Annotated in this window: 22 protein-coding genes; 8 read left to right on the plus strand and 14 right to left on the minus strand. The window is 53.3% G+C overall.

What is annotated here, in order from left to right; translation table 11 throughout:
• Positions 1-179: 179 nt before the first annotated feature.
• Positions 180-974, plus strand: coding sequence for an SDR family oxidoreductase (locus AAC086_RS14875; protein ID WP_339779733.1), 795 nt, complete (start codon positions 180-182; stop codon positions 972-974).
• Between the two features lie 115 nt (positions 975-1,089).
• Here the strand turns inward: AAC086_RS14875 and AAC086_RS14880 are convergent, their stop codons facing one another.
• A complete protein-coding gene (locus AAC086_RS14880; RefSeq protein ID WP_339779735.1) occupies positions 1,090-2,805 on the minus strand; it encodes a Rieske (2Fe-2S) protein in 1,716 nt (571 codons plus the stop codon).
• An 89-nt stretch (positions 2,806-2,894) separates the two neighbouring features.
• Here AAC086_RS14880 and AAC086_RS14885 point away from each other — a divergent pair, with 89 nt between their 5' ends.
• Together AAC086_RS14885 and AAC086_RS14890 are read left to right on the plus strand one after the other, a co-directional pair.
• The gene (locus tag AAC086_RS14885) at positions 2,895-3,551 is read left to right on the plus strand and encodes a metalloregulator ArsR/SmtB family transcription factor (RefSeq protein ID WP_339779737.1); all 657 of its coding nucleotides are present in this window, start codon (positions 2,895-2,897) and stop codon (positions 3,549-3,551) included.
• Positions 3,552-3,631: 80 nt separating this feature from the next.
• Complete coding sequence (locus tag AAC086_RS14890; protein WP_339779739.1) at positions 3,632-4,504, plus strand: tetratricopeptide repeat protein; 873 nt, start codon at positions 3,632-3,634, stop codon at positions 4,502-4,504.
• Positions 4,505-4,576: 72 nt separating this feature from the next.
• Here AAC086_RS14890 and AAC086_RS14895 read toward each other — a convergent pair whose 3' ends face one another.
• Entirely contained in the window at positions 4,577-5,917 is a 1,341-nt protein-coding gene (locus AAC086_RS14895; protein WP_339779740.1) for an MFS transporter, read from the minus strand.
• Between the two features lie 51 nt (positions 5,918-5,968).
• Positions 5,969-6,682 (minus strand): TetR/AcrR family transcriptional regulator, encoded by a 714-nt coding sequence (locus tag AAC086_RS14900; RefSeq protein ID WP_339779741.1) that lies wholly within the window; start codon positions 6,680-6,682, stop codon positions 5,969-5,971.
• Between the two features lie 284 nt (positions 6,683-6,966).
• Here AAC086_RS14900 and AAC086_RS14905 point away from each other — a divergent pair, with 284 nt between their 5' ends.
• Together AAC086_RS14905 and AAC086_RS14910 are read left to right on the plus strand one after the other, a co-directional pair.
• On the plus strand, positions 6,967-7,860 hold the full coding sequence (locus tag AAC086_RS14905; protein WP_339779742.1) for an AraC family transcriptional regulator: 894 nt from the start codon (positions 6,967-6,969) through the stop codon (positions 7,858-7,860).
• 152 nt (positions 7,861-8,012) lie between these two features.
• Positions 8,013-9,371 (plus strand): DUF2254 domain-containing protein, encoded by a 1,359-nt coding sequence (locus AAC086_RS14910; protein ID WP_339779743.1) that lies wholly within the window; start codon positions 8,013-8,015, stop codon positions 9,369-9,371.
• Between the two features lie 10 nt (positions 9,372-9,381).
• On the opposite strand, the gene AAC086_RS14915 is transcribed toward AAC086_RS14910, so the two are convergent.
• The 11 genes from AAC086_RS14915 to AAC086_RS14965 all read right to left on the minus strand — a co-directional run bounded on the left by AAC086_RS14915 (position 9,382) and on the right by AAC086_RS14965 (position 18,322).
• Entirely contained in the window at positions 9,382-10,074 is a 693-nt protein-coding gene (locus AAC086_RS14915) for a DUF2971 domain-containing protein (RefSeq protein ID WP_339779744.1), read from the minus strand.
• 132 nt (positions 10,075-10,206) lie between these two features.
• Entirely contained in the window at positions 10,207-12,861 is a 2,655-nt protein-coding gene (gene alaS, locus AAC086_RS14920) for an alanine--tRNA ligase (protein ID WP_339779745.1), read from the minus strand.
• 178 nt (positions 12,862-13,039) lie between these two features.
• The gene (locus tag AAC086_RS14925) at positions 13,040-13,345 is read right to left on the minus strand and encodes an NIPSNAP family protein (protein ID WP_339779747.1); all 306 of its coding nucleotides are present in this window, start codon (positions 13,343-13,345) and stop codon (positions 13,040-13,042) included.
• Between the two features lie 63 nt (positions 13,346-13,408).
• The gene (locus AAC086_RS14930) at positions 13,409-13,549 is read right to left on the minus strand and encodes an entericidin A/B family lipoprotein (protein WP_339779748.1); all 141 of its coding nucleotides are present in this window, start codon (positions 13,547-13,549) and stop codon (positions 13,409-13,411) included.
• Positions 13,550-13,966: 417 nt separating this feature from the next.
• The gene (locus AAC086_RS14935; RefSeq protein ID WP_339779842.1) at positions 13,967-14,143 is read right to left on the minus strand and encodes a DUF1328 family protein; all 177 of its coding nucleotides are present in this window, start codon (positions 14,141-14,143) and stop codon (positions 13,967-13,969) included.
• 123 nt (positions 14,144-14,266) lie between these two features.
• Entirely contained in the window at positions 14,267-14,407 is a 141-nt protein-coding gene (locus tag AAC086_RS14940; RefSeq protein WP_339779750.1) for an entericidin A/B family lipoprotein, read from the minus strand.
• 245 nt (positions 14,408-14,652) lie between these two features.
• The gene (locus tag AAC086_RS14945; RefSeq protein ID WP_339779751.1) at positions 14,653-15,162 is read right to left on the minus strand and encodes a GNAT family N-acetyltransferase; all 510 of its coding nucleotides are present in this window, start codon (positions 15,160-15,162) and stop codon (positions 14,653-14,655) included.
• A gap of 102 nt (positions 15,163-15,264) precedes the next feature.
• Positions 15,265-16,071 (minus strand): 7-carboxy-7-deazaguanine synthase QueE, encoded by an 807-nt coding sequence (queE, locus tag AAC086_RS14950; protein ID WP_339779753.1) that lies wholly within the window; start codon positions 16,069-16,071, stop codon positions 15,265-15,267.
• 17 nt (positions 16,072-16,088) lie between these two features.
• On the minus strand, positions 16,089-16,445 hold the full coding sequence (gene queD, locus AAC086_RS14955; protein ID WP_339779755.1) for a 6-carboxytetrahydropterin synthase QueD: 357 nt from the start codon (positions 16,443-16,445) through the stop codon (positions 16,089-16,091).
• A gap of 84 nt (positions 16,446-16,529) precedes the next feature.
• Positions 16,530-17,261, minus strand: a complete 732-nt coding sequence (queC, locus tag AAC086_RS14960) for a 7-cyano-7-deazaguanine synthase QueC (RefSeq protein WP_339779757.1) — start codon at positions 17,259-17,261, stop codon at positions 16,530-16,532.
• Between the two features lie 146 nt (positions 17,262-17,407).
• Positions 17,408-18,322 (minus strand): methyltransferase domain-containing protein, encoded by a 915-nt coding sequence (locus tag AAC086_RS14965; protein WP_339779759.1) that lies wholly within the window; start codon positions 18,320-18,322, stop codon positions 17,408-17,410.
• Between the two features lie 728 nt (positions 18,323-19,050).
• Here AAC086_RS14965 and AAC086_RS14970 point away from each other — a divergent pair.
• The 3 genes from AAC086_RS14970 to AAC086_RS14980 all read left to right on the plus strand — a co-directional run bounded on the left by AAC086_RS14970 (position 19,051) and on the right by AAC086_RS14980 (position 22,591).
• Positions 19,051-20,676 carry a peptide ABC transporter substrate-binding protein gene (locus AAC086_RS14970; protein WP_339779761.1) on the plus strand — a complete coding sequence of 542 codons (1,626 nt, stop codon included), beginning with the start codon at positions 19,051-19,053 and terminating at the stop codon, positions 20,674-20,676.
• A gap of 77 nt (positions 20,677-20,753) precedes the next feature.
• Positions 20,754-21,674, plus strand: a complete 921-nt coding sequence (gene oppB, locus AAC086_RS14975; protein WP_339779763.1) for an oligopeptide ABC transporter permease OppB — start codon at positions 20,754-20,756, stop codon at positions 21,672-21,674.
• Positions 21,674-22,591: an ABC transporter permease subunit gene (locus tag AAC086_RS14980; RefSeq protein WP_339779765.1), complete on the plus strand. Its 918-nt coding sequence runs from the start codon at positions 21,674-21,676 to the stop codon at positions 22,589-22,591. The genes oppB and AAC086_RS14980 overlap by 1 nt, the downstream gene beginning before the upstream one ends.
• Positions 22,592-22,605: the final 14 nt, after the last annotated feature.

Here is a 22,605-nt window from a genome sequence, read left to right on the forward strand (position 1 = left end):
CGGTGTCTGCCGCTTTTGGGCAAGGAGGCAATTCAAATACGGACCGGCTCCGGCCCCGCAATACGCGTCCCCTGGCACAAGCACATCAACGTCCTTAACCTTGAGCACATATTCTGACTTGCCGAAGTTCTTTTAAAGATTACCTTACGTTTAGCCGTTTGAAACCAAAGGATTGAATAATGAAAATCGACCTGACTGGAAAAACCGCCCTTGTTACCGGATCGACCGGTGGCATTGGTTTTGCCATTGCGGCCGGGCTTGCAGGTGCCGGTGCCAACGTTATTGTCAATGGTCGCAAGGATGACAAAACAGCCAAGGCGGTTGAAAAGCTGAAAGCGCAATTTCCCGATGCCTCCATTCGCGGGGTTGCCGCCGATCTGGGATCGGCAGAAGGATGTGACGCGCTGGTAAAAGCGGTGCCGCATATCGATGTTCTGGTCAATAATGTCGGGATTTTCGGCCCGCAGGACTTTTTTGAAACCCCCGATAGCGACTGGCAGAACTTTATGGATGTCAATGTGATGTCGGGTGTGCGCCTGTCGCGGGCCTATCTGCCAAGTATGGAAAAACAGGGATGGGGACGGGTCTTGTTCCTGTCGTCTGAATCCGCACTGAATATTCCGGCTGACATGATCCATTACGGGGTAACCAAAACCGCCTATCTGGCCCTGTCGCGCGGCCTTGCCAAACGCATGGCAGGCACCGGTGTTACCGTAAATGCCATTCTGCCCGGACCGACCCTGTCAGAAGGGGTTGAGGCCATGCTGGCCGATGATGTGAAAAAATCTGGCAAACCGCTTGAAGAAGTTGCCGCCGATTTTGTTATGTCGGCCCGCCCGACATCGATCATTCAGCGCGCCGCCACGGTCGAGGAAGTTGCGAACCTGGTGGTGTATGTCGCATCACCGCTATCATCGGCAACGACCGGTGCCGCCTTGCGGGTTGATGGCGGTGTGGTCGATACCATCGCCTGACCTGCCCCCATCCCAAACGCCGCCGCACAGAACTGACCCCGTTCCGGTTTTCACGCCGGAACGGGGTCATTTGTCAGCCGGAAATGCGGGCGTGAGGGAACGCGGCGAAGATCGCCTATTCCCGACCGACAAAACTCATGGATTGATAGGCGATGCGCACCGCACGCCGCCGGGGGAATTCACCGTTGACATAACGGTGCACCGCAACAAGCAAATCTTCGCGCCACGGGGCATCGGGAAAAGCGGCCAGTTCCGCCCGGGCCATCATGATGGTTTTAAGGCGATGCACGGGTTCAATATAATCACTGCAACCATGGTTTAACACACGTTCGCGCAGCAGATCGCGCAGGATGGTTTCGTCCTCCTGATCCCCGCCAATACCAAGACTGGCGGCATGATCGGGCTGGTCCGGGTCTGTATTCATATATTTAACATTGCGGCCAATGAAACAACCAATTTGCAACAGGCCATCGGCCCACAATTCGGGCATTTCGGTTGCCAGTTCACGCACTGCCTGCGCGGTTGTCAAAGCGTGGGTAACATCCAGCCAGTTTACATTCGTGCCAATCGGCATATTGGTGCGATACATAACGCTTTCATCAAAATGGCGCACCTGCCAGGCTGCCGCCCCCAGCAAGGCGTGATAGCACCCGTGCACATCCCCCGCCGAGCGACGGACACGCGCCAATACCCGCGCAACAGGCAACCCCAGAAAATCATCCTTTGTCACCGGATCACTGCCCACAAGATTATCCCAATCTTTGCGCACGACATGAAACGCCCGAAATTCGGGGATCAAATCTTCGCGGGTGACCGTGCATAAATGCCGGGTTAACGGCAAAAGCAGGCTTTCCAGCGCATCTGCCCCCAGTGCTGCCAATAAAGGGGCCACTTTGGAAACATAGATCACCGAGTGACCAAAACCGGCATAATGGCGCATGGCACAGCGGGCAAAAGCCGGGCGCAGCTCCTCCCACGACAGGCCCGCTGCCATTGCCCCGCGCACCAGCGCCACGGCGGTGTTTTCATCTTCGGCCTCGACCGCGCGGGAAAATTCGGGTTCGGACCAATCTGCCACGTCTGATGTAAACGGGTAAACCGGGCGATAGCTACTATCCCAGGCGATGTGACCGACGATTTCCGCAAGGCTGGCTAACCGCTCATAGTCATCGCTCAGTTCTTCGCGATAGGCCAGCCAGTCCGCCGCACCGGGCATGGCGTGGGTGGTGCCATATTCAAACCGGTCCATACGCAGGGCAAAGGCCGATTTAATGGCCGCAAGCGGGTTCACACCGATCATTTCCAGCCGTGCCAATTCGCGGCACAAGCGATCATAATCATGTTCGTGCAAGGCAACATCCAGATTGGACAGGATTTCATCACGTTGCTGATCTTGCGGCGGGTCGGTCATATCAAGTTCGACAACACCGTCATCGGTCACGCGCACCGGATAACGGCGGAGTTTATCGCCACCCACCAGCGTGTCTCCACTTTCAAGATCAAACTTCCAGTTATGCCAGTTACAGGTCAGCACACAGCCCTGCGCCAGGGTGCCTTCCATTAACGGAAAGCCTTCATGCGGGCAGCGATTATTACAAGCGTACAATCCGTTTTCTGTTTGAAAGATCGCCACCTGACGGCCCGAAATACGCACCAGTTTCCGCCCGGTTTGCGAAAGTTCCGCCAGGGTTGTTGCCACCTGCCAGTCGCCGCCAGATGCAGCATCTGTTGCGCTGTCAGATGGAACCACCCCCGTCACGGCCGGGTTGAAACACGGTTCTTGCGATGGTTTTGCGTCGGGGTTCTTTCCCGGTTGGACGGACGTTGTCATGGCGACCTCATTTATAAAGATTATTCTTTAATAAACAAATTACGCCAGATCTCTTGCCTTTTCAATAGAATTTTCTTTATAAATGGATCATGACAAAACGTAATCCCAAAGCCGCCGACGGCGAAACCCGCCGCGCCATTCTAGATATGCTTAAGGCCAACGGCCCGGCCCGTGCCGACCATATGGCAACATCCCTTGGGGTGTCGTCGATGGCGGTGCGCCAGCATTTAAAAACGCTGCGCGATCAGGGCATGGTCGACGAACAGCAAATGGCATCCCCCAAGGGCCGCCCGGCAAAATTATGGGCGCTGACACAGCGCGCGAATAAAGCCTTTCCTGATGGGCATCAGGAACTGGCAGTGTCGCTGATTGACTGTATGCGCGACAGTTTTGGCGAAGACGGCCTGATGCGCATTGTTGCTGCCCGGGCCGAACAGCAAAAAATGATATACCAAACCCGGTTGCAAAATTGCCCGCCCGACCTTGAATCACGGGTGCGCGCCCTGGCCGCAGCGCGTGATGCCGAAGGATACATGGCCACAACCCTGCACGAGGCCGATGGCACCTTGCTGCTGGTGGAAAACCATTGCCCGATCTGCTCGGCGGCATCGGCGTGCCGGTCGCTTTGCGCCAAGGAACTTGATGTGTTTCAATCGGTTCTGGGTCATGATGTTATTGTGGAACGGACTGATCATATTCTGGCAGGCGCACGGCGATGCGCGTATCGTATTTATAACCGCCCCTGATCCCTCTTGATCTTTCTTTATCCCGACACCCGCACCCGCCTTGCCCAAAACCCGCCTCTTGCAAAACAGGATACCCGCACATGACCACGGCTGATTTCACCAAAATGGGTTTGGAAGCCCTGTCACAAGGGCATTATGATGCGGCAATCAACATGTTGCGCCAAACACTGGGCCGCAAACAAGACGACCTGCCCGCGCGTTTTGGCCTGGCCGAAGCCCTGCACCGGCGTGGCAATTTAACCGAATCCATTTACGAATATCGCAGTGTGTTGCGCGCAGACCCCGGCCACCAATTGGCCCTGCGCCAACTGGCCGAGGTTTATTTGCTGTCGGGCAAACCGCGTGAAGCGTTAAATAACCTTGATATCGCCCTGCGCAGTTCACCGGGCGATGCCGATTTGCTTACCGCACATGGCATGGCACAGCTTGAACTGGGCCGTCACAGAACAGCCCTGGCCGATTTCCACAATGCATCGCGCCTGCGCCCCGGCGACAGCATGATCCACCACATGATCGCGCTATGTTATCGTGCCGCAAAAGACAGCGACGGCGAACGCCGGGCACTCGAACAGCTTTTGCGCATGACGCCACATTCGCTGGCTTGCCTGAATGATCTGGGGCGGCTGGAAATGCTTGATGGCGATTATCCTTCTGCGCTTCATTATTTTGACCGGGCCTTGCAAACAAACCCGCAATCGGCAACAGCCCTTGCCAACCGCGCCATTGCCTTAACCGTTCTGGGCGAAGACAGCGCCCAACCGGCCTGGGAAGATGCCCTGAAAGCCGATGCCAATGCCCCGCATGACGGGGTGCGTAATGCCGCCATTTCACAACTTCATCAACTGGCCGAAGGTTTGCTGGCATCAGCCACCTGCGCCAACACCGATACAGATACCGCCGGGCAACGCCAGTATCTGGCTGCGGGGGCGCTCACGATGTCGACCATCGTTTAAGTTTCGCCCGCATCATCCGTTGCAGCATATTTCCCGGCAGGCCCCTGGCACACCAGGAAAATAACAGAACACTCAATGTGCCGGGGCATCGCCCGAATTTTTGCCAAGATCGGGCATAGCGCGTTTCCACGCCATAATGCCGGCAACGCAGATCATGGCCGCAACAAAACCCATAAAAAACGGCGATTGCGGCGATTGCCCGGAAAGCAAGCCCCCGACCAGCACCGCCACCGCCTCGGCCATGACATGGGCGGAGCGGTAAACCCCCAATGCCTGACCTTGTTCATGCGGACCTGCGGCATCGGAAATAAACAGGCTGGTGGTGACTTCGCACCAGGCAATGCCAAACGCCGCCAATGACATCGGTACAAAGATCCATATCAGCCCATCGGGCAGCAAAAACGTGATCATGCCGACACCAAGGAAAACATGGGCAACCGCACTGACCCCGGCCAGACCAATGCGTTTACGGGCGGGTTCCACCAACAGGCCCGCGGCAATCAGCGGGATTGATATGATGGCAGAACACACCCCCAGGAACGAACTGCTGACATCATGCATCTGCACCAGATAAACGCCGAAAAAGGCGAAAAAAATGTAAACCGCGACATAGCTGAAAAATGAAATGACAAAGCCCGGCAACAGTTTTTTGTCGCACACCGTTTGCCACAGCGTGCGGGGGCGGAATTCTGTTTCGCCGTCTGTCGCAGCCAGCCCGACCGTTCCGGCATTGGACGACAATTCTGCCGCCCCGGCCGCGACCAGCGGCAAATCATCCCCCGCGTTTTGAACACTGTTTTCACCTGTTTTACGGCGGCGGGCATAATCGGGAATGCGCAGGGTGAAAAACACCACCAGCAAATTGACGCCAAACATGCCCGCCGCAAAGAAAAACGGCCAAGACACATTAAAACCGGCATAAATATCGGGATCAGACAAAAAACCGCCCAATAACGGACCAATGATCCAGCCGACATTGATGGCGACCGTGATCAGGCCAAAATTGCGCACCTTGGTTTGGGGCGTGCTGATGTCGGACGTAATCGATTGGGCAATCGCCATATTGCCCTCGCACAGGCCCGACAAAAACCGCCCTGCCAGCAACAAGGGCAGGCTGGAAATGGCAACACCAAATGCCGTCACCAGATAGCCCCCTGCCGCCCCGACCAACGAGCCTAACAAAACCGGTCGCCGACCAATCCGGTCCGACCAGCGACCCAACCACGGCGCACCAATAAACTGGCCGATGGGGTAAAGGGCAATGGCGATGCCAAGCAAAAACGGCCGATATTCAACCGGGATCGACGGATCTAAAAACCCCAGTTCAGGTTTTAAAAACATCGGCCCGAATACCGGATAAGGCAGGCTGAACCCGGCAAAGCCGAACAAAACGGTCATAAAGACCGCGATCATTAATTTACGTTCCTGGGACATGATGAGGACTTTGTTTTAAAAATTAAAAAATCAGGAAGACAGTGCCGATATAAAATGTGCCGGCATATAGCGCACACCCAGGCTGCGAATAACGTTATCGGCGGTATCGGCCTGCCACCCTGCCCCAACCAGAAGGGCGGTCAGGCCATCGCAAAAGGTATCAATGGCGTTTTCACGCAACAGGCTGCCGTAATGGGCATCGGTAATTTCGGAAAGGGCAAGGGCATTCATGCCAAACGATAGCGCCCAACTGCCAAGATTAAGGGTTCGCCCGCGATCACGGGACTGTTCTGGCCCTAAAATCGGGACTGCCTGATCGAGAAAATCCTGAAACATGCGGGTGGCATCGCCGACCTTGCGCAAAAAATCCTGATGGCGTGTCACCGTCGCACGCCGCCAGACCGACGGCGACATGGCCAGATATTCCATTTCAAACAATTCAGGATTTTCGATGGAAAACAGAATATCAAGCAAACTGGCGACAATGAATTTTTCCAAAGCTGGCCCATCATGCTGCCGGGCCGTTTCCAGAAAAGCCGTCCGTTTGGCACCGGCCCGCAAGGCAAGGCCCAGCAGCAAATCCTCCTTGCTCGCGAAATGAACATAAAGGGTACCCACCGAAATATCCGCCGCGCGCGCCAGATCCGACATCTTTAAATCAAAAAAACCGTATTGGCCGATCAGCTCCTGGGCGCAGTCCAGAATAACCTTTTCGCGCTGCTGCCATTTTTCCTGCTTTACCATTACACACCTCGACAGAACCTGAAATGATTAAAAATCGAATTTGGTTCATTTTTTAGCGCGTGGCAATCCCTCTTTTTTGCAATGCTGCCAACCTCGAAAGATGTTCTTTTAACTTCAACTACTTAAACGGGTAATTGCACTTTATTGCAGGCAATATCGCGTACCACGCACGTTTTTCACATATTGCGCAATAACGGACAGGTTTACAGGCCCGGTTTATGGCACCATCCGGGGTACGAACAACGGCACAATTGTGCCCCACCGGCAAAATAAAGGGCGCCCAATTGCAAAACTATCTGGAACGGTTTCGTCGTGTAATGCGCTATATCGACGATCATTTGGCCGAAAACCTGAACGGCGCGCTGCTTGGCACCATTGCGGCCTATTCCCGGTATCATTTTCATCGCCAGTTCAGCGCCTTGTTTGGCATTGGTGTGGCGCGTTATATCCAGTTGGCCCGGTTTCACCGCGCGACCTGCCAACTGGCGCACCGGCCCCATATGTCGGTCCTTGAAATTGCCCTTGATTGCGGGTTCGACAGCCCGGAATCCTTTGCTCGCGCTTTTAAAAAAATTCACGGGGTGTCACCGTCGAATTTTCGCAAAAATCCGACCTGGGATGCCTGCCAACAAATCTATCAACCCCTTATGGATGCCCGGAACAAAACCATGCCCAATCCCGATCTTGCCCCGCTTCCTGATATTGAAATTGTCCATTTCGCGCAAACCCGTGTTGCGGCCCTGCGCCACCATGGCGACCCGGCCCATATTGGCAACAGCATTCGCCCGTTTATTAACTGGCGCAAACGCAACCACTTGCCGCCGCACAAAAATGCAACCTTCACAATCATCCATTCCAACCCGGATGACACGCCAGTGGATGACTTTATGATGGATTTATGTGTCGCCACAACAATTGCCATCCCCGACAATCCCGAAGGCGTATTTGAGCATATCATTCCCGCAAACCGCTGTGCACGACTGCGCCATATCGGCCCGGATCACGATTTAAAACGCGCCGTCGTTCCGATTTACGCCCGATGGATGCCACAAACTGGCGAAACCCCTGGGGATTATCCGCTGTTTTTACAGCGCATTGCCTTTTTTCCCGATGTACCTGCCCACGAAGCCATAACCGACATTTATGTGCCGCTGGCGAATGCACCGCTATTACCTTAAGGCAGGGAACCACGGGGATTTGCAAACGTTTATTTGATATCGCTTTGCATCGCTTATTGCCTGCATCCTGTTATCGCGCGGGTTTTAAATTTAACATCCTTTATTGGTGTGGTCGCTGTTTACATCACCTGTAGGGATAACCGGATATCCATATGTTTGAACGCCTGATCCGTCTGTGGGAACGACTACGCCAAAGCCTGTGGATTTTACCGCTGTTATTTGGCTGTGCCGGAGCGTGTGTGGCTACGGGTATCATGCTGCTACCGCCCTTGCCCTTTGATCAGCTATTATCGCCCATATGGCCGATTTTCCGTGATGTCCGCGACATTCGCGACTTGATCGGCATGTTGCTGCCCGCTGTGGTCACAATCTTTACCCTGGCATTGTCAATCACGATGGTGGTGCTGACACTGGCGGCGCAAAATCTGGGACCACGGCTGATCCGCAATTTTCTGGGCGATCATATCACCCAAAGCATGATCGGTATCTTTGTGGCCGACATCACCTTTCTGGTCACCACCCTTTTGATGATGGGAAACATCGGCAACCACAACGATCCTGCCCAAATCGCCGGGCTGGTTGCGGCATTAGCATTCATGGCCAGTCTTTTCTCGCTGATTGTTTTTGTCCATCACCTGGGCCGATCCATTGTCGCCGACCAGGTGATCATTGATGTTGGCGAACAGCTGGAAAACACCATACTGGAAAACCACAGCCGACTGGGACACGCCATAACCAAGGCTCGAAATTCGGCAACCACTATTCCTTCTGCACTTGATATTGACCCCGAATTTGCCGTGCAGGCAAAACGATCCGGCTATATTCAGGGCATAGATTACAATGGGCTGTGTAAGAAGATTGCCGCCCGTCATGCCCGTGTCGAGCTGATCTGCCGCCCTGGCGAACACGTCCTTAAGGATCAAATCATCGGCCATATTATCTGTGATGCTGATAAAATCAAAACCCTGTGCCCTGCCATTAATCAGGATGCTGCCAGCACCATCATGATTGGCAATTACCGCACAGCCGCCCTCGACATTGAATTTTCCCTGCGCCAGATTGTTGAAATAGCCGTACGCGCCCTGTCCCCCGGGGTCAATGATCCGTTCACCGCCATTGCGTCGGTTTACCGTCTGGGCCGGGCCATGCGCCAAACACTGGCATTTGTTTACCCGGTCGGGTTGTGGATGGATGATCATAACATCGCCCGGCTCAGCGGCCCGGTCTCGGATTTTAGCGGCATGTTAAGTGCTGCCCTTGACCAGATCCGTCAGGCGGCAGTGGCAAAACCCGACGTGTTGATTCCCATCACCCAAACCCTTGAAGGATTAATACCTTTTATTGCCAACAATCGGCAGCGCGACGAAATCTGCCGTCAGGCCAAAATCATTATCAACACCGCCCGGCGCACCATTGCCGAATCCGATGACCGCAAAGATGTGGAAAAAGCCGCCTGGCGTGTATTGCGCTATAGCGCGCAATGGCAGGAAAAAACTTTATCCAAATCTTAGCTCCCATTTCTCACAGCACCTTATGGAGAGCTTTTTTATTCTGAAAAACAACATTAAATGACCTAAACGCCAATCGACCAGTTTTTATCGAGCATATTCCAATTTCACCGATAGCATTCATTACCTCACGTCGGTTAGTTTCCACGTAGTTCGGACCAAGTATCACCTCCCGAAGCACAAACTCACGGCCAAATGGAATGAAATAAAGATATTTATGTTCTTTTCTTGGGTTTTCCTCCCGAATGACGTCAGAACCGTCAAGGGGAAACACTGCTCTTCTCTCTGATTCGTACCGCCAATGAGAGAATTTCGTAAAGCAGAAAGAAGGATTATACTGCCGACTCTCGTCTTGACATGCAGCCTCCAATTCGGCTTCTGATAATTCCACACGTTCGGGAAGATAATGAATTTTATTCAAAATATTTTCCTTAACATCAAAACCGAGACAGATACCTTTATAGTTTTCTGCATAATGACTCCAAATCACGGGATTTTTTCTATTCTCGCAAAAGGAGACAAATCCCGTCTTCGCCGGAAACGTATCTCTCCACACTTTAAGTAATCTACGACAACTTTTATTTTTGGTATTAATTGCCGCAAATTCAAAAGGATCATTAACATCAGATAACGTCGATAACTTTAACCGACGTTTAATTATAGCTTGCCGACCGTATTCAGCCGGGTAATATTTATACACACGCAAGCTGATCCCCCATTATTTACAGTACAGAAAAACAAAGCATCATACGCAAAACCTAATCGAAAATATTACAAAAAAGGGACCGGTCTGCAACCGATCCCTTAAAATGAACATCGTTCCTAAATATAACTCTACTTAACCCGCAAGCGCAGCCTCGATTGCGGCCAGTGCCTGTGCGGCCTTGTCGCCATCGGGTCCACCGCCCTGGGCCATATCGGGGCGGCCACCGCCGCCTTTGCCGCCCAGTTCGGCCACACCGATGCGCAGCAAATCAACCGCGTTATGACTTGCCACCAAATCTTCGGTCATGCCAACCACGATGGATGCCTTGCCGCCATCAAGGGCGATCAGGGCCGCAATGCCCGATCCCATCTGGCTGCGCAATTCATCGACCATGCCTTTAAGTTCCTTGGCCGGGATGCCCTCAAGAACACGGAACGAAATTTTAACCCCGTTAATTTCCTTGAAACCATTGGCCCCGCCTGCACCACCGGCACCGCCGGTCGCCAGTTTTTTCCGCAAATCGGAAACTTCGCGTTCCAGGCGGCGACGTTCTTCCTGAAGCGCGCGCACACGTTCGGGCACATCTTCGGGCACGGCTTTCAAATCACCGGCGATCACCTGTAACAAGCGGTCGCGGTTGCCCATGTAATTGGCAGCATCGGCCCCACACAGGGCTTCGATCCGGCGCACCCCACTGGAAACCGCCCCTTCGGAAACGATTTTAAACTGGCCAATATCGCCGGTGCGTTTGACATGAGTGCCCCCGCACAGTTCCAGCGAATAGGCATAGGATTTGTCTTCGGGCAGGCCCATGGAGACAACCCGAACTTCATCGCCGTATTTTTCGCCAAACAATGCCATCGCGCCGATCTCAATCGCTTCATCCGGGGTCATCAAACGGGTGAGGACTTCGGTATTTTCGCGAACAAGGCGGTTTACATCAGCTTCGATCACGGCAATTTCTTCGGCTGTCACCGGTTTGGGGTGCGATACGTCAAACCGCAGACGGTCCGGTGCCACCAGCGAGCCTTTCTGGGTAACGTGGCCGCCCAGATGTTTGCGCATCACAGCATGCAGCAAATGCGTCGCCGAATGGTTGGCGCGCAGCCTGGCACGGCGGGTATGATCGACCTTAAACTCGGCTTCATCGCCGGTTTTAATCTCGCCCGACACAACCTTGCCCAGATGAACATGCAGGCTGCCCAGTTTTTTCTGGGTGTCGGCAATTTCAATCACCGCACCCTTGGCGGTTTTGATCACACCGGCATCGCCCTGCTGACCACCCGATTCACCGAAAAACGGCGTCTGATTGGCTAAAATGGCAACGGTGTCGCCCGCTTTGGCCGCGTCAACTTCGGTGCCATCGACGATAATCGCAGTGATGACACCTTCGGCATTTTCGGTTTCATAGCCCAAAAATTCGGTCGCACCCAAACGGTCATTCAAATCGAACCAGACTTCTTCGGTTGCGGCCTCGCCCGAGCCCGACCATGCCGCACGGGCCTTGGCCTTTTGCTCTTCCATGGCGGACGAAAAACCGCTTTCGTCAATGTCGATCTTGCGCGGCTTAAGGGCATCGGCGGTTAAATCAAGCGGGAAACCATAGGTGTCATACAGCTTGAACGCCACTTCGCCCGGCAGAACCGCCCCTTCACCCATATCAAGGGTGGCATCGTCGAGCATTTTCAAACCACGATCAAGCATGGTTTTAAAGCCGTGTTCTTCCAGTTTCAGGGTTTCTTCGATCAATGCCTGGGCACGTACCAGTTCGGGGTAAGCCGCCCCCATTTTGCGCACAAGCGCCGGAACCAGCTTGTACATCAGCGGGTCCTTGGTGCCGATCATGTGCAAATGGCGCATCGCACGGCGCATAATACGGCGCAACACGTTCCCGCGACCGGCATTGGACGGCAAAACACCATCGGCAATCAAAAAGCTGGTGGAACGCAAATGGTCGGCAACCACGCGGTGCGACACATTAAACGGTCCATCGGGGTCGGTATTGGTGACAGCGGCCGAAGCTTCGATCAGGGCGCGCATCAAATCAATATCGTAATTGTCGTGCTTGCCCTGCAAAACGGCGGCCACACGTTCCAGACCCATGCCGGTATCGATTGACGGTTTGGGCAGGTCCAGACGAGTGCCATTGGCCAGTTGTTCATATTGCATGAACACCAGGTTCCAGATTTCGATGAACCGGTCGCCATCTTCGTCGGCACTGCCCGGGGGGCCACCCCAGATATGATCGCCATGATCAAAGAAAATTTCCGAACACGGGCCACACGGGCCGGTATCGCCCATCGACCAGAAATTGTCCGATGTCGGGATCCGAATGATACGATCATCGCTCAGACCGGCAATTTTCTTCCAAAGGGAATGGGCCTCGTCATCGGTGTGATAAACGGTAACCAGCAATTTATCTGCCGGGAGGCCATATTCTTTTGTGATCAGGTTCCAGGCAAATTCAATCGCGTTTTCCTTGAAATAATCGCCAAACGAAAAGTTGCCCAGCATTTCAAAGAACGTGTGATGGCGTGCAGTATGCCCGACATTTTCAAGGTCGTTATGCTTGCCCCCGGCCCGCACGCATTTCTGCGAGGTGGTTGCACGCGAATAATCGCGATGCTCCTGCCCGGTGAAAACATTTTTAAACTGGACCATCCCTGCGTTGGTAAACATCAGGGTTGGGTCATTGCGCGGCACCAGCGGGCTGGAAGATACGACCTCGTGGCCGTTCTTACGGAAAAATTCCAAAAACGTGGTGCGAATATCGTTAACGGTCTGCATCTCTCTCCAACCCGGAAAACGCGGAACAAACACACCCGCAACACCGCGGGCAGGACTGCCTATTTAACGGCTCGGCCCTGCGCTGTCCAGTCGGGGGAAGGCTTTTCGTGTTAAAGTCACGATTTCTGCCTTTAATCGATGGCCGCAACGTCGTCAGAACACGGCCAGCAGTCATTCGTTACTCAAGAACCGGGCGCATGAAACTGCGTTCATAGCTGATGATGCTGCGGTTCCGCTGTTCGAGCGCCAGCGTTGCCATACATTCGGCATCATCGGCCATTTGAGTACGATAGTCTTCATAGGCAGCAAGACTAGGAAAGCTAAACAGCGCATAGGCGATGTTGCTGGCCCCTTCGTGGGGCAGAAAATAGCCATGATGATCGCCGCCCATGCGGTTAACAATGGGAATCCAGCGACGGGCATAATCCTCGAATTCGGGAATTTTATGCATATCAATAACGTATTTCAGATAGCAGGTAATCACAACAGCCCCCTTTTGGGAAACAAACCGGTCAACGAATGCCCAATCGGCACACCACGTAATGCCTTAATTCGCTTTGTCTTGTATTTTCTGGCCCAGTTTTTCCAGATCCTTGCCAAACCCGTCGGCGGTTTCACACCCCGCCAGCGCCACACCAAATGCCACCATCAACAGAATCGCCACAGCATTGCGGATCCGTCTTTCCATCGCCCGTCTTCTCCTGCTTTCGTCAAACGACCATCAACGCAAAACAATTTCGTCCCGACCAACGCCATATCTGGCCGGGTCAGGCGAAAAGTCATCTTTGATAAACAGGCAAAATATACCGAAACCCTGACGTCGCGATACAAAATTTGCAGCGCGACTCACCCTCAAAAGTGACAAACAGGTAGCACGCAACACGGCTCGTCTCCCTTGGCAACAAACAACCGCGTGATCAGACGGGAAAGATCAACCCTGCCGCACACCCCGATGCCTGTCATGCCCTTGAAACTGGCGCGGCTGTCACATCGGCTTTCCAGGGCGACCGCATTGGCGCACCATGCCAAAAAAACGGGCCCCGCAAGGGACCCCGTTTTTTATGTTGTCGGTGATCAATATGATCGCCGATGCTTTTTTGCCAGCCTATAGCGGCGGGCTACGCCCCCGCAAAGCGTTGACCAGCAACGACACCACAAACAAGACGATAAACACAAAGAACAGAATCTTTGCAATCCCGACAAATGTCCCGGCAAGCCCGCCAAAACCAAGAACGGCGGCCAGCAATGCCAAGACAAGACAGAAAATTGCCCAACCAAGCATCATTATTCTCCTGTTGTTATGATATTTTCAGGCGGACAAGGCAGTTTGCTCGTGATTTACGTTTGAATTTTATGCCCGTCGTCCGCCATCACGCCAATCCCTTGCAAGCCTGTGCCCGAAGGATCAGTTGGCGGTATCCTGAATATTGTCACCGAGTTTTTCGACATCCTTGCCAAAACCATCGGCGGTTTCACAAGCAGCCAGGCCCATGCCAAAACCGGCAATGATTGCCAAAGCAAAAACACGTTTCCAGAAAGTAGACATGATTTTCTCCTGATCCTTGATCTTGAGATTACTTTGAATTTTCCACACAGCATTTACAACGTCAGGTCTCGTTTGTTGTTCCGTGTTAAAGAAGGCGCAGGATACAACTTGTGGTTTTTCACCCAAAAACCACGTCAAAACCCGCAGGTCTGTGCGATTGAGGCAAATCATGATCTTTTTGGGGCAGCCTCTGTTTATCGCAATTTGGCGAAACAGGGTTGGGTGCAGGCGGTATCGGCACCGTTTCAATGCACTGATTTTGCCATGAAAACACTCTGAACATCGTTCTGATACGGGCCAAAAGGCAGACAGCGCGCAAAACCAAGCGCCTGATACAGCAAAATCGCCGCATCCGATTTGATACCGGTTTCAAGATAAATGCCAACATATCCGCGTTCGCGTGCGTCCTGCTCGATATAACGCATAATCTTTTGGGCAATACCCTGCCGTCTTGCCGCCGGATCAACAAACAGCCGTTTGATTTCCAGGCAAATGCCGGGCTTTGTCACCGGTGAGGATGCGATAAATACGCCATCGGTGATTTCAGGCATCGGTACATAGCCCCCACATCCCACAGCCTGACCGCTGATTTCAGGACGGGCGACAAAAAAGCGCACATCCTGCGCAATCAGCTGTGCCGCACTGACCCCGGACCGCTCATGGTCGCCATAAAGAGAAGCCGACCGCACATCGGCCTGTTTAAACAAGGCAGCAATATCGGGTTGATCAGGGGTTTCCTGACGCAGAATGATCATGTCAAAAAGCTCTGTCGTTGAGGGAAAGTTTAACGAGGTATAGAGCGGAAAATGCGCCCGCAAACAAGGTATAAGGCCTGTGCAAAACCGGATCAAATGCCCTTAAACGCCGCGCAAATTGCCCCAGACATGGACATGCCATTGTGGCATAACACGCACGTCAAACCAGCCCCTTTGCGACACCTGATCCACCAGCCAGCGATATTTTTCGGTCAGGGCATCAAGATCAACCCCGTTGGCACCATCAGGGTGCGGGGCTGCCGGGGTGGCGTTAACCGGTTGCAGGTAACAGGGAATATCACGGTGCATCCGGCGCACCTGATCGGCAAATGCCAGATCGTTTTCATCGGCCACCGGAAATTTCAAGGTTATGGCGGGCGCAAACGGCCCCCCTTTGCGGGCAGCATCTATACAGGCCGCCAGATCATCCGCATTAAAAACCGTGCCACTTGAGGGGGGCTTGGGGCTTAGGGTCAGGTGGTCCAGTTTGGCAAACCATTGGCGGGCAATGCTGCCCTGGGTTTCGATGGCAAAGGTAAAACCTTGTGGCTTTCCAAGATCGATTAACGGTTCAAGCGGCTGGATTGCAGGATTACCGCCCGAAAGCGTGATCAGGATGGGTTGATGATGTGACAGTTGTTTAACCCGGGCCAAAATCGCCTCGGCGTCCATCGGCAGCCAGTCGGCGCGAAAAGCCGGGTCAACCGCATACAGGGTATCACACCACGAACAGCGAAAATCGCAGCCGCCGGTACGGACAAACACGGTCGGCATGCCCAACAGTGCCCCTTCGCCCTGCACGGTAGGCCCGAAAATTTCGGATATGCGAATTTTGCCCGTCCGGCGCACCGATTGCACATCATCCCGTGCTGTTTGCGCCGTGGAACCGGTTTGATCAGAGCAGGTCAAGCAAGCAACATCACCGGTCATGGGCGGTATTCAGCCCAGGTTTTCGGGGTTTCGGAAACCCGCACCGCCGAAACTTCATCCCAGCGAACCCGGGCCCAGTCATAAAAGAACTTTGCCAGATTTTCTGCCGTCGCATGATCGTGGCCCAGCACATCATTCAGATGGCGATGATCAAATTCATCATCGATCAGGTGTTTAAGCGGGCCCAGTTCACGGTAATCGCGCACAAACCCGCGGCTATCAAGGCTTGCAGCACAAAGCTCTATCTCGACAATATAATTATGGCCATGCAAACGCGAACAGGGATGATCGGACGAAAGCCCGCCTAAAACATGCGAGGCCGAAAAGGCAAACTGTTTGGTGATTCTATACATATTATCGGCTCTGTTATGCGGCGCGATCCGGGCTGAAGGGCGCATATATGCGTGCGCAGGTCCAGGCAGATCGCACGAAAACGGTTAATCCTGGATCGCTTCTGCCGCCATTTTGCGTATGGCATGTTCGGCGCGGGCCTGTTTCCAGTATTCACGGTCGGTATAAACCGTCGGATCGGGCACACGTGCCAGTTCCAGGGCTTCGCGACGTTCAACACAGGTCCCACAGCGCCCGCAATGCACGTCTTCGCCTTTGTAACACGACCATGTCCGGTCAATCGGCACCCCTAGCCGTCCGGCTTCGGCGGCGATATCGGCCTTGGTGGCATTGATATAAGGCGTATACAGGGTGACTTGCGCGACACCTTCCAATGCGTGGTTCTGCATTTTTTGAAAGGCGTTGATAAAATCGGGGCGGCAGTCCGGGTAAATAAAATGATCACCGCCATGCATGGCAGCGGCAACCCGGTCTGCACCAGCACTGGCTGCGGCCCCAAACGCCACCGCCATCATAATCGCATTGCGATTGGGAACCACGGTAATGCGCATGGTTTCTTCGGCATAGTGACCATCGGGCACGGCAACATCATCGCTGGTCAACGAAGACCCGGTCAAAAGGGCACCGGCGGATGTTAAATCAACGATATGATGCCGAACGCCCAGTTCTTTGGCGGTATTTGCGGCAAAATCGAGTTCCTTTTTATGGCGCTGACCATAATCAAAGGAAATCAGGGCATGTAAACTGTGCTCACGCGCAACCTTGTGCGCCAATGTCACAGAATCCAGCCCGCCTGAACAGACGACGAGGGTTTTCATGGTCTTGAACCTTTGCGTGTTTTTTACCTGGTGCTACGACAGGGGGACCCGAAAATGCCGACAAAACTGTCCTGCATCAGGGATCGCCAAGTCTTGCGTCTCGCATGTGCAGCAAAAAAAGGCAAGGTTTTTTGACCTCTTAAAGGTTAGCTCCCCCTACAACCGGATAGGATATGAAAGCACATTGGCACGCGAAAATGTGCATCTTCAATATGTTGCGACAATTCCGCCCCCATGGCCGCGTCGATGGCAAAACTTTTGTTTGCACCGGCATTTCTAAGATACGGGCCAAATAACATTTCCATCTGCGGACGCCAAAATGCCGCTTTCGCGGGAATCCGCCCAACCGGCGCATGGGTGGCCAGAGATATATCGGTAAACCCGGCTTTCTTCATCCGCGCGATGGATGATTGCGGATCGGCAAAACCAAACAGGTTTAACCCCGCCCCGTCAAAGCCAATGCCGATTTCAGCGCGCAAAACCGCCTCCATGGCGACAAATAGCGGGTTATGGGCCATCGGCGCCCACAACATAAAGGCCGCCCGCCCGGCAGGTGCCAAAACACGATAAGTTTCACCAAGAGCCTGATCAGGGTTTTGGCAAAACATGATGCCAAACCGGCAAGATATGGCGTCAAACGTTTGGGCACCAAAAGGCAATGCCGCCATATCGGCAACAACCACATCAAGATTGCCAATGCCTTCAGCCTGCGCACGCGCAGCCAAACCATCACACATGCCCGGCACAATATCAGAGGCCACAACATGGCCCCGCAAGCCGGTTTCGGATGCCGATTTCACCGGGCTATCTATATCCGGCCTTTCGCCTGAAACATCGGCGGCCAACATCTTTGCAATACCAAAGGCAGGTTCGCCCACACCAGATGCCAGATCGAGCACCCGCAGGCCCCGGTCCTTATGGACGGATGACAGACCTGGCAATTGCAATGCATCGATCAGATGAGTGTTGATTTTCCCTGCCTGTGGTGCAAGCCGGTCCGCCCATGTCAGCCAGTCGGTCGAAAGGTCGCGCCAAACATGGCTGTGGTCCTTTTGGCTCATTTGGAAGTCCCCGCCCCCTGTTTTTCGATTTTTATGTCGCAGGAGTATTGCGCATGTTTTCGGGCGAAGATTCAACACATAAAATTGCGCGCAAATTCGCGATGTCACCGCTTTTCATCGACCGTATTTCGGCAAGATGTGACCAAAATCTCTTGCCAAAAAAGCGGTTTTAAATATGCGAGTCGCAAAAAATGAGACTGCGGAAAACAGATGCGCGCCAACAACCACGAACTTGCCAGGTCCCAGCGAGACATATTTTTTATTTTCAAATACTTAAAAAAAAACAATGCCCTGAAATTGTGAAAATTACTTCCCAAACCCGCTTTTAGGCAACACGTCCAAACATGGTACACGCAACCCTGATATCCGAAAAATTCATAGCACGATCAATCGTCTGCACGGTTTGAGACAATATCGCTCTCCCGCTTTACCAGTCCTTGTCCATCAATGGTTTGACCGATTTTAGCAACAACATCCCGAACCACCTTTCGCGCAACCAAAGGCCGGTTAACTCCCGTTTAATAGCAATAATTGCCAATAACACCCTGCATTTGCGCAAAATTTTTCCAATTGTTTCGGATTTATGGAATTGCCGCTTGCAGGAAACAATGTTTATCATCAGTATTTTCGCGTACGCATTAGTGGGGATGCTTCCCGCTTCAGGGCATCAAACAAAAACAAGGGAGACATACTGAATGTCATTCATCACGAAGACCAAAGGGGGTCTCGTGCACGGTTTTTTGAATTCGTCACGAGCTTTCCTTATCGGCACTGGCCTTCTTGCAAGCAGCATAGCTGCACTCTCGCCGGTTGCGGCACAGGCCGAAATGGTCCTGAACCGGGGCAATGGCGCCGAGCCGGGCAGCCTTGATCCGCAAATTTCCGAGGACGTTCCTGCCTCGCACATTTTGCGCGACCTTTTTGAAGGTCTGGTTGGCGAAGAGCCCAGCGGTAAAATTGTGCCTGGTGAAGCCGAAAGCTGGAAAATCAGCAAAGATGGCCTGACCTACACCTTTAAAATTCGCGATGATGCCAAATGGACCAATGGCGAACCTGTTACAGCCGGTGACTTTGTGTATGCCTGGCAGCGTGCGGTTGATCCGAAAACCGGGTCGGAATATTCATTCCTGCTCTCGCCGATCAAAAATGCCGACGACATTACGTCGGGCAAAATGGCGCCCAAAGAACTCGGCGCCAAGGCGATTGACGACAAAACCCTTGAAGTTAGTCTTGCGGGTCCGACCCCCTATTTCCTCGGCCTTCTGACCCATTCCATCAGCTATCCGGTAAATAAAGCTGCTGTTGAAAAGTTTGGCGACCAGTGGACCCGCCCGGGCAATTCGGTCACCAACGGGGCCTTCAAACTCGACGAATGGAACCCGCAGTCGCGCATTGTTCTCTCCAAAAATGACAGTTACTGGAATGCAGATAGCGTCAAGCTCGACAAGGTTATTTATTACCCGACCGAAAGCACCACCGCAGAACTGAAGCGTTTCCGCGCTGGCGAACTGGACTGGACCTATGAAGTCCCGAACGACCAGATCAAATGGATTCGCGATAATATGAACGACGAATTCGTCGTTTCAAACTATCTGGGCGTTTATTACTACGGCTTTAACATGACCAAGCCGCCGTTTGACAATGCCAAGCTGCGCGAAGCCTTTTCGCTGGCGATCAACCGCGACATCCTGATGGACAAAATCGTCACGGCAGGCGAAGTTCCGGCTTATGCCTATGTGGTGCCCGGCATGACCGGTTACAAACCGGTTTACGCCGATTTCAAGGATATGACCCAAAAGGAACGGAACGAAAAAGCCTACAAGCTGTATCAGGAAGCAGGCTATTCCAAGGACAACCCCGTTACTGTCGAAATCCGTTACAACACCAATGACAACCACAAGAAAATCGCCATCGCGATTGCCTCGATGTGGAAAAGCGTCTTTGGTGCCCAGGTCAATCTGGTTAATGAAGAATTCAAGGTCTTTCTTGAAACCCGTAAAGCCAAGGAAAAGACCCAGGTTTTCCGCGCGGGCTGGATCGGCGATTACAACGACCCCAACACCTTCCTTGAGCTGTGGAAGTCTGATTCCGGCCTGAACGATACCGGGTTTGCCGACCCGGAATTTGACAAGCTGATGAAAGAAGCCTCGAACGAGCAGGACTCTGAAAAACGGATGGAACTGCTGCGCAATGCCGAGGAAATCTTCTTAAAAGCCAACGCTGTTGCCCCGATCTATCACTATGTCACCAAGCACATGATCAAATCCTATGTCAAAGGCTGGGATGCCGATGGCAAAGGCCATGTCAACGTGATGGACCATGTTCGTTCGCAGTATCTGTGGATCGACAAATAACCGGTTGATCAACAGTCTGAACGCATTGTCCGCCGCGCTATCCCCTTGCGCGGCGGACAGGCTTTGGGGATATCCATATGCTTGGCTTTACGCTGAAACGATTGCTCGGGGCGATCCCGACGCTTTTTATCATTGTTACCTTGTCTTTCTTTCTGATCCGCACCGCACCGGGTGGACCGTTTGACAAGGAACGTTCTGTCCCGCCCGAAGTTGCCGCCAACCTGAACGCTGTTTATCACCTTGATGAACCGTTATGGATGCAATATGGCCGCTATCTGGGTGATGTGATACAGGGCGATTTTGGCCCGTCTTTCCAGTATCGCGACTTTAGTGTGACCGAACTGATCTTTCGCGGTTTTCCCGTGTCGCTGACATTGGGCGGATCGGCCATATTTCTGGCTTTTATGATCGGCACAACGCTGGGAACGCTCGCCGCCTTAAAACAAAATTCAAAGCTGGATTACGCGATCATGGCCACCGCCATGACCGGCATTACCATTCCAAACTTTGTCATGGCGCCGTTATTAACCCTTGTTTTCGGGGTTTATTTGCGCTGGCTGCCTGTGGGCGGCTGGGAACAGGGACTTGATCAGGTTGTTTTGCCGATTATCGCCCTTGCCCTGCCGCAAATTGCCTATATTGCGCGGCTTACCCGGGGGTCGATGATCGAGGTTTTACGGTCAAACTTTGTGCGAACCGCACGGGCCAAGGGCCTGCCCGAACGGGTGATGATTACCCGCCATGCCTTTAAAGCCGGTATTTTACCCGTGGTTTCGTATCTTGGCCCGGCAAGTGCCGCCGTTATCACCGGATCGGTGGTGATCGAACAGATTTTCTCCATTCCCGGCATTGGGCGTTATTTCGTCCAGGGCGCGCTGAACCGCGATTACACACTGGTGATGGGCGTGGTCATTTTCTATGGCACGCTGATTATTCTGTTCAATCTGTTGGTCGACCTTGTGTATGGCCTGCTCGATCCCAAGGTGAGGATGCAGTAATGTTTGCAAAAACCACCCCCGATTCCGCAGCCGAGGCCGTTGATCTGGCCTTGGCAGGCGGAAACGTTAAAGGCCGTTCGCTGTGGGAAGATGCCTTTCGCCGCCTGCGTGCCAACAAGGCCGCCGTTTTCAGTGTCGGCCTGCTGTGTTTCATCACCCTGGCGGCCATTCTGGTGCCAATGGTACACCCGCATCCGTTTGATGAAATTTACTGGGATTATATCCAGGCCCCGCCCGATATTCAGGCCGGTTTCCTGTTTGGGACTGACACCAATGGCCGCGATCTGTTTGTTCGCGCCATGTATGGCGTGCGGGTATCGTTGATGGTCGGCATTGTTGCCACATCGGTTTCGCTGCTGATTGGCGTAACCTTTGGGGCCATTTCGGGCTATATGGGCGGGCGCACCGACAGCATCATGATGCGTATTGTCGACATCATGTATTCGATGCCGTTCATGTTTTTCGTCATCATGCTGATGGTGGTGTTTGGTCGCCATATTTACCTGATCTTTGCTGCCATCGGGGCGGTGGAATGGCTGACAATGGCGCGCATTGTGCGCGGTCAGGCGCTATCGATCAAAAATCGCGAATTTGTCGAGGCCGCACGGGCATCGGGTGTTTCAAACTTTAACATCATCCGCCGTCATATTGTGCCCAATGCGCTGGGCCCGGTGATTGTTTATGTCACCCTGACCATCCCGCAGGTGATTCTGATTGAAAGTTTTCTGTCCTTTTTGGGGCTGGGTGTGCAGGAACCGATGACCAGCCTGGGTGTGCTGATTTCGGAAGGTGCGCAGCAAATGGAAAGTGCGCCCTGGACGTTGCTGTTTCCGGCAACAATTCTGGCCGCCATTCTGTTTTGTTTTAACTTCATCGGCGATGGTCTGCGTGATGCGCTTGACCCGCGCGACCGCTAAAGGAGCATGACGCC

It is taken from the genome of uncultured Thalassospira sp. (genome assembly GCF_963976115.1).
Classification (GTDB): domain Bacteria; phylum Pseudomonadota; class Alphaproteobacteria; order Rhodospirillales; family Thalassospiraceae; genus Thalassospira.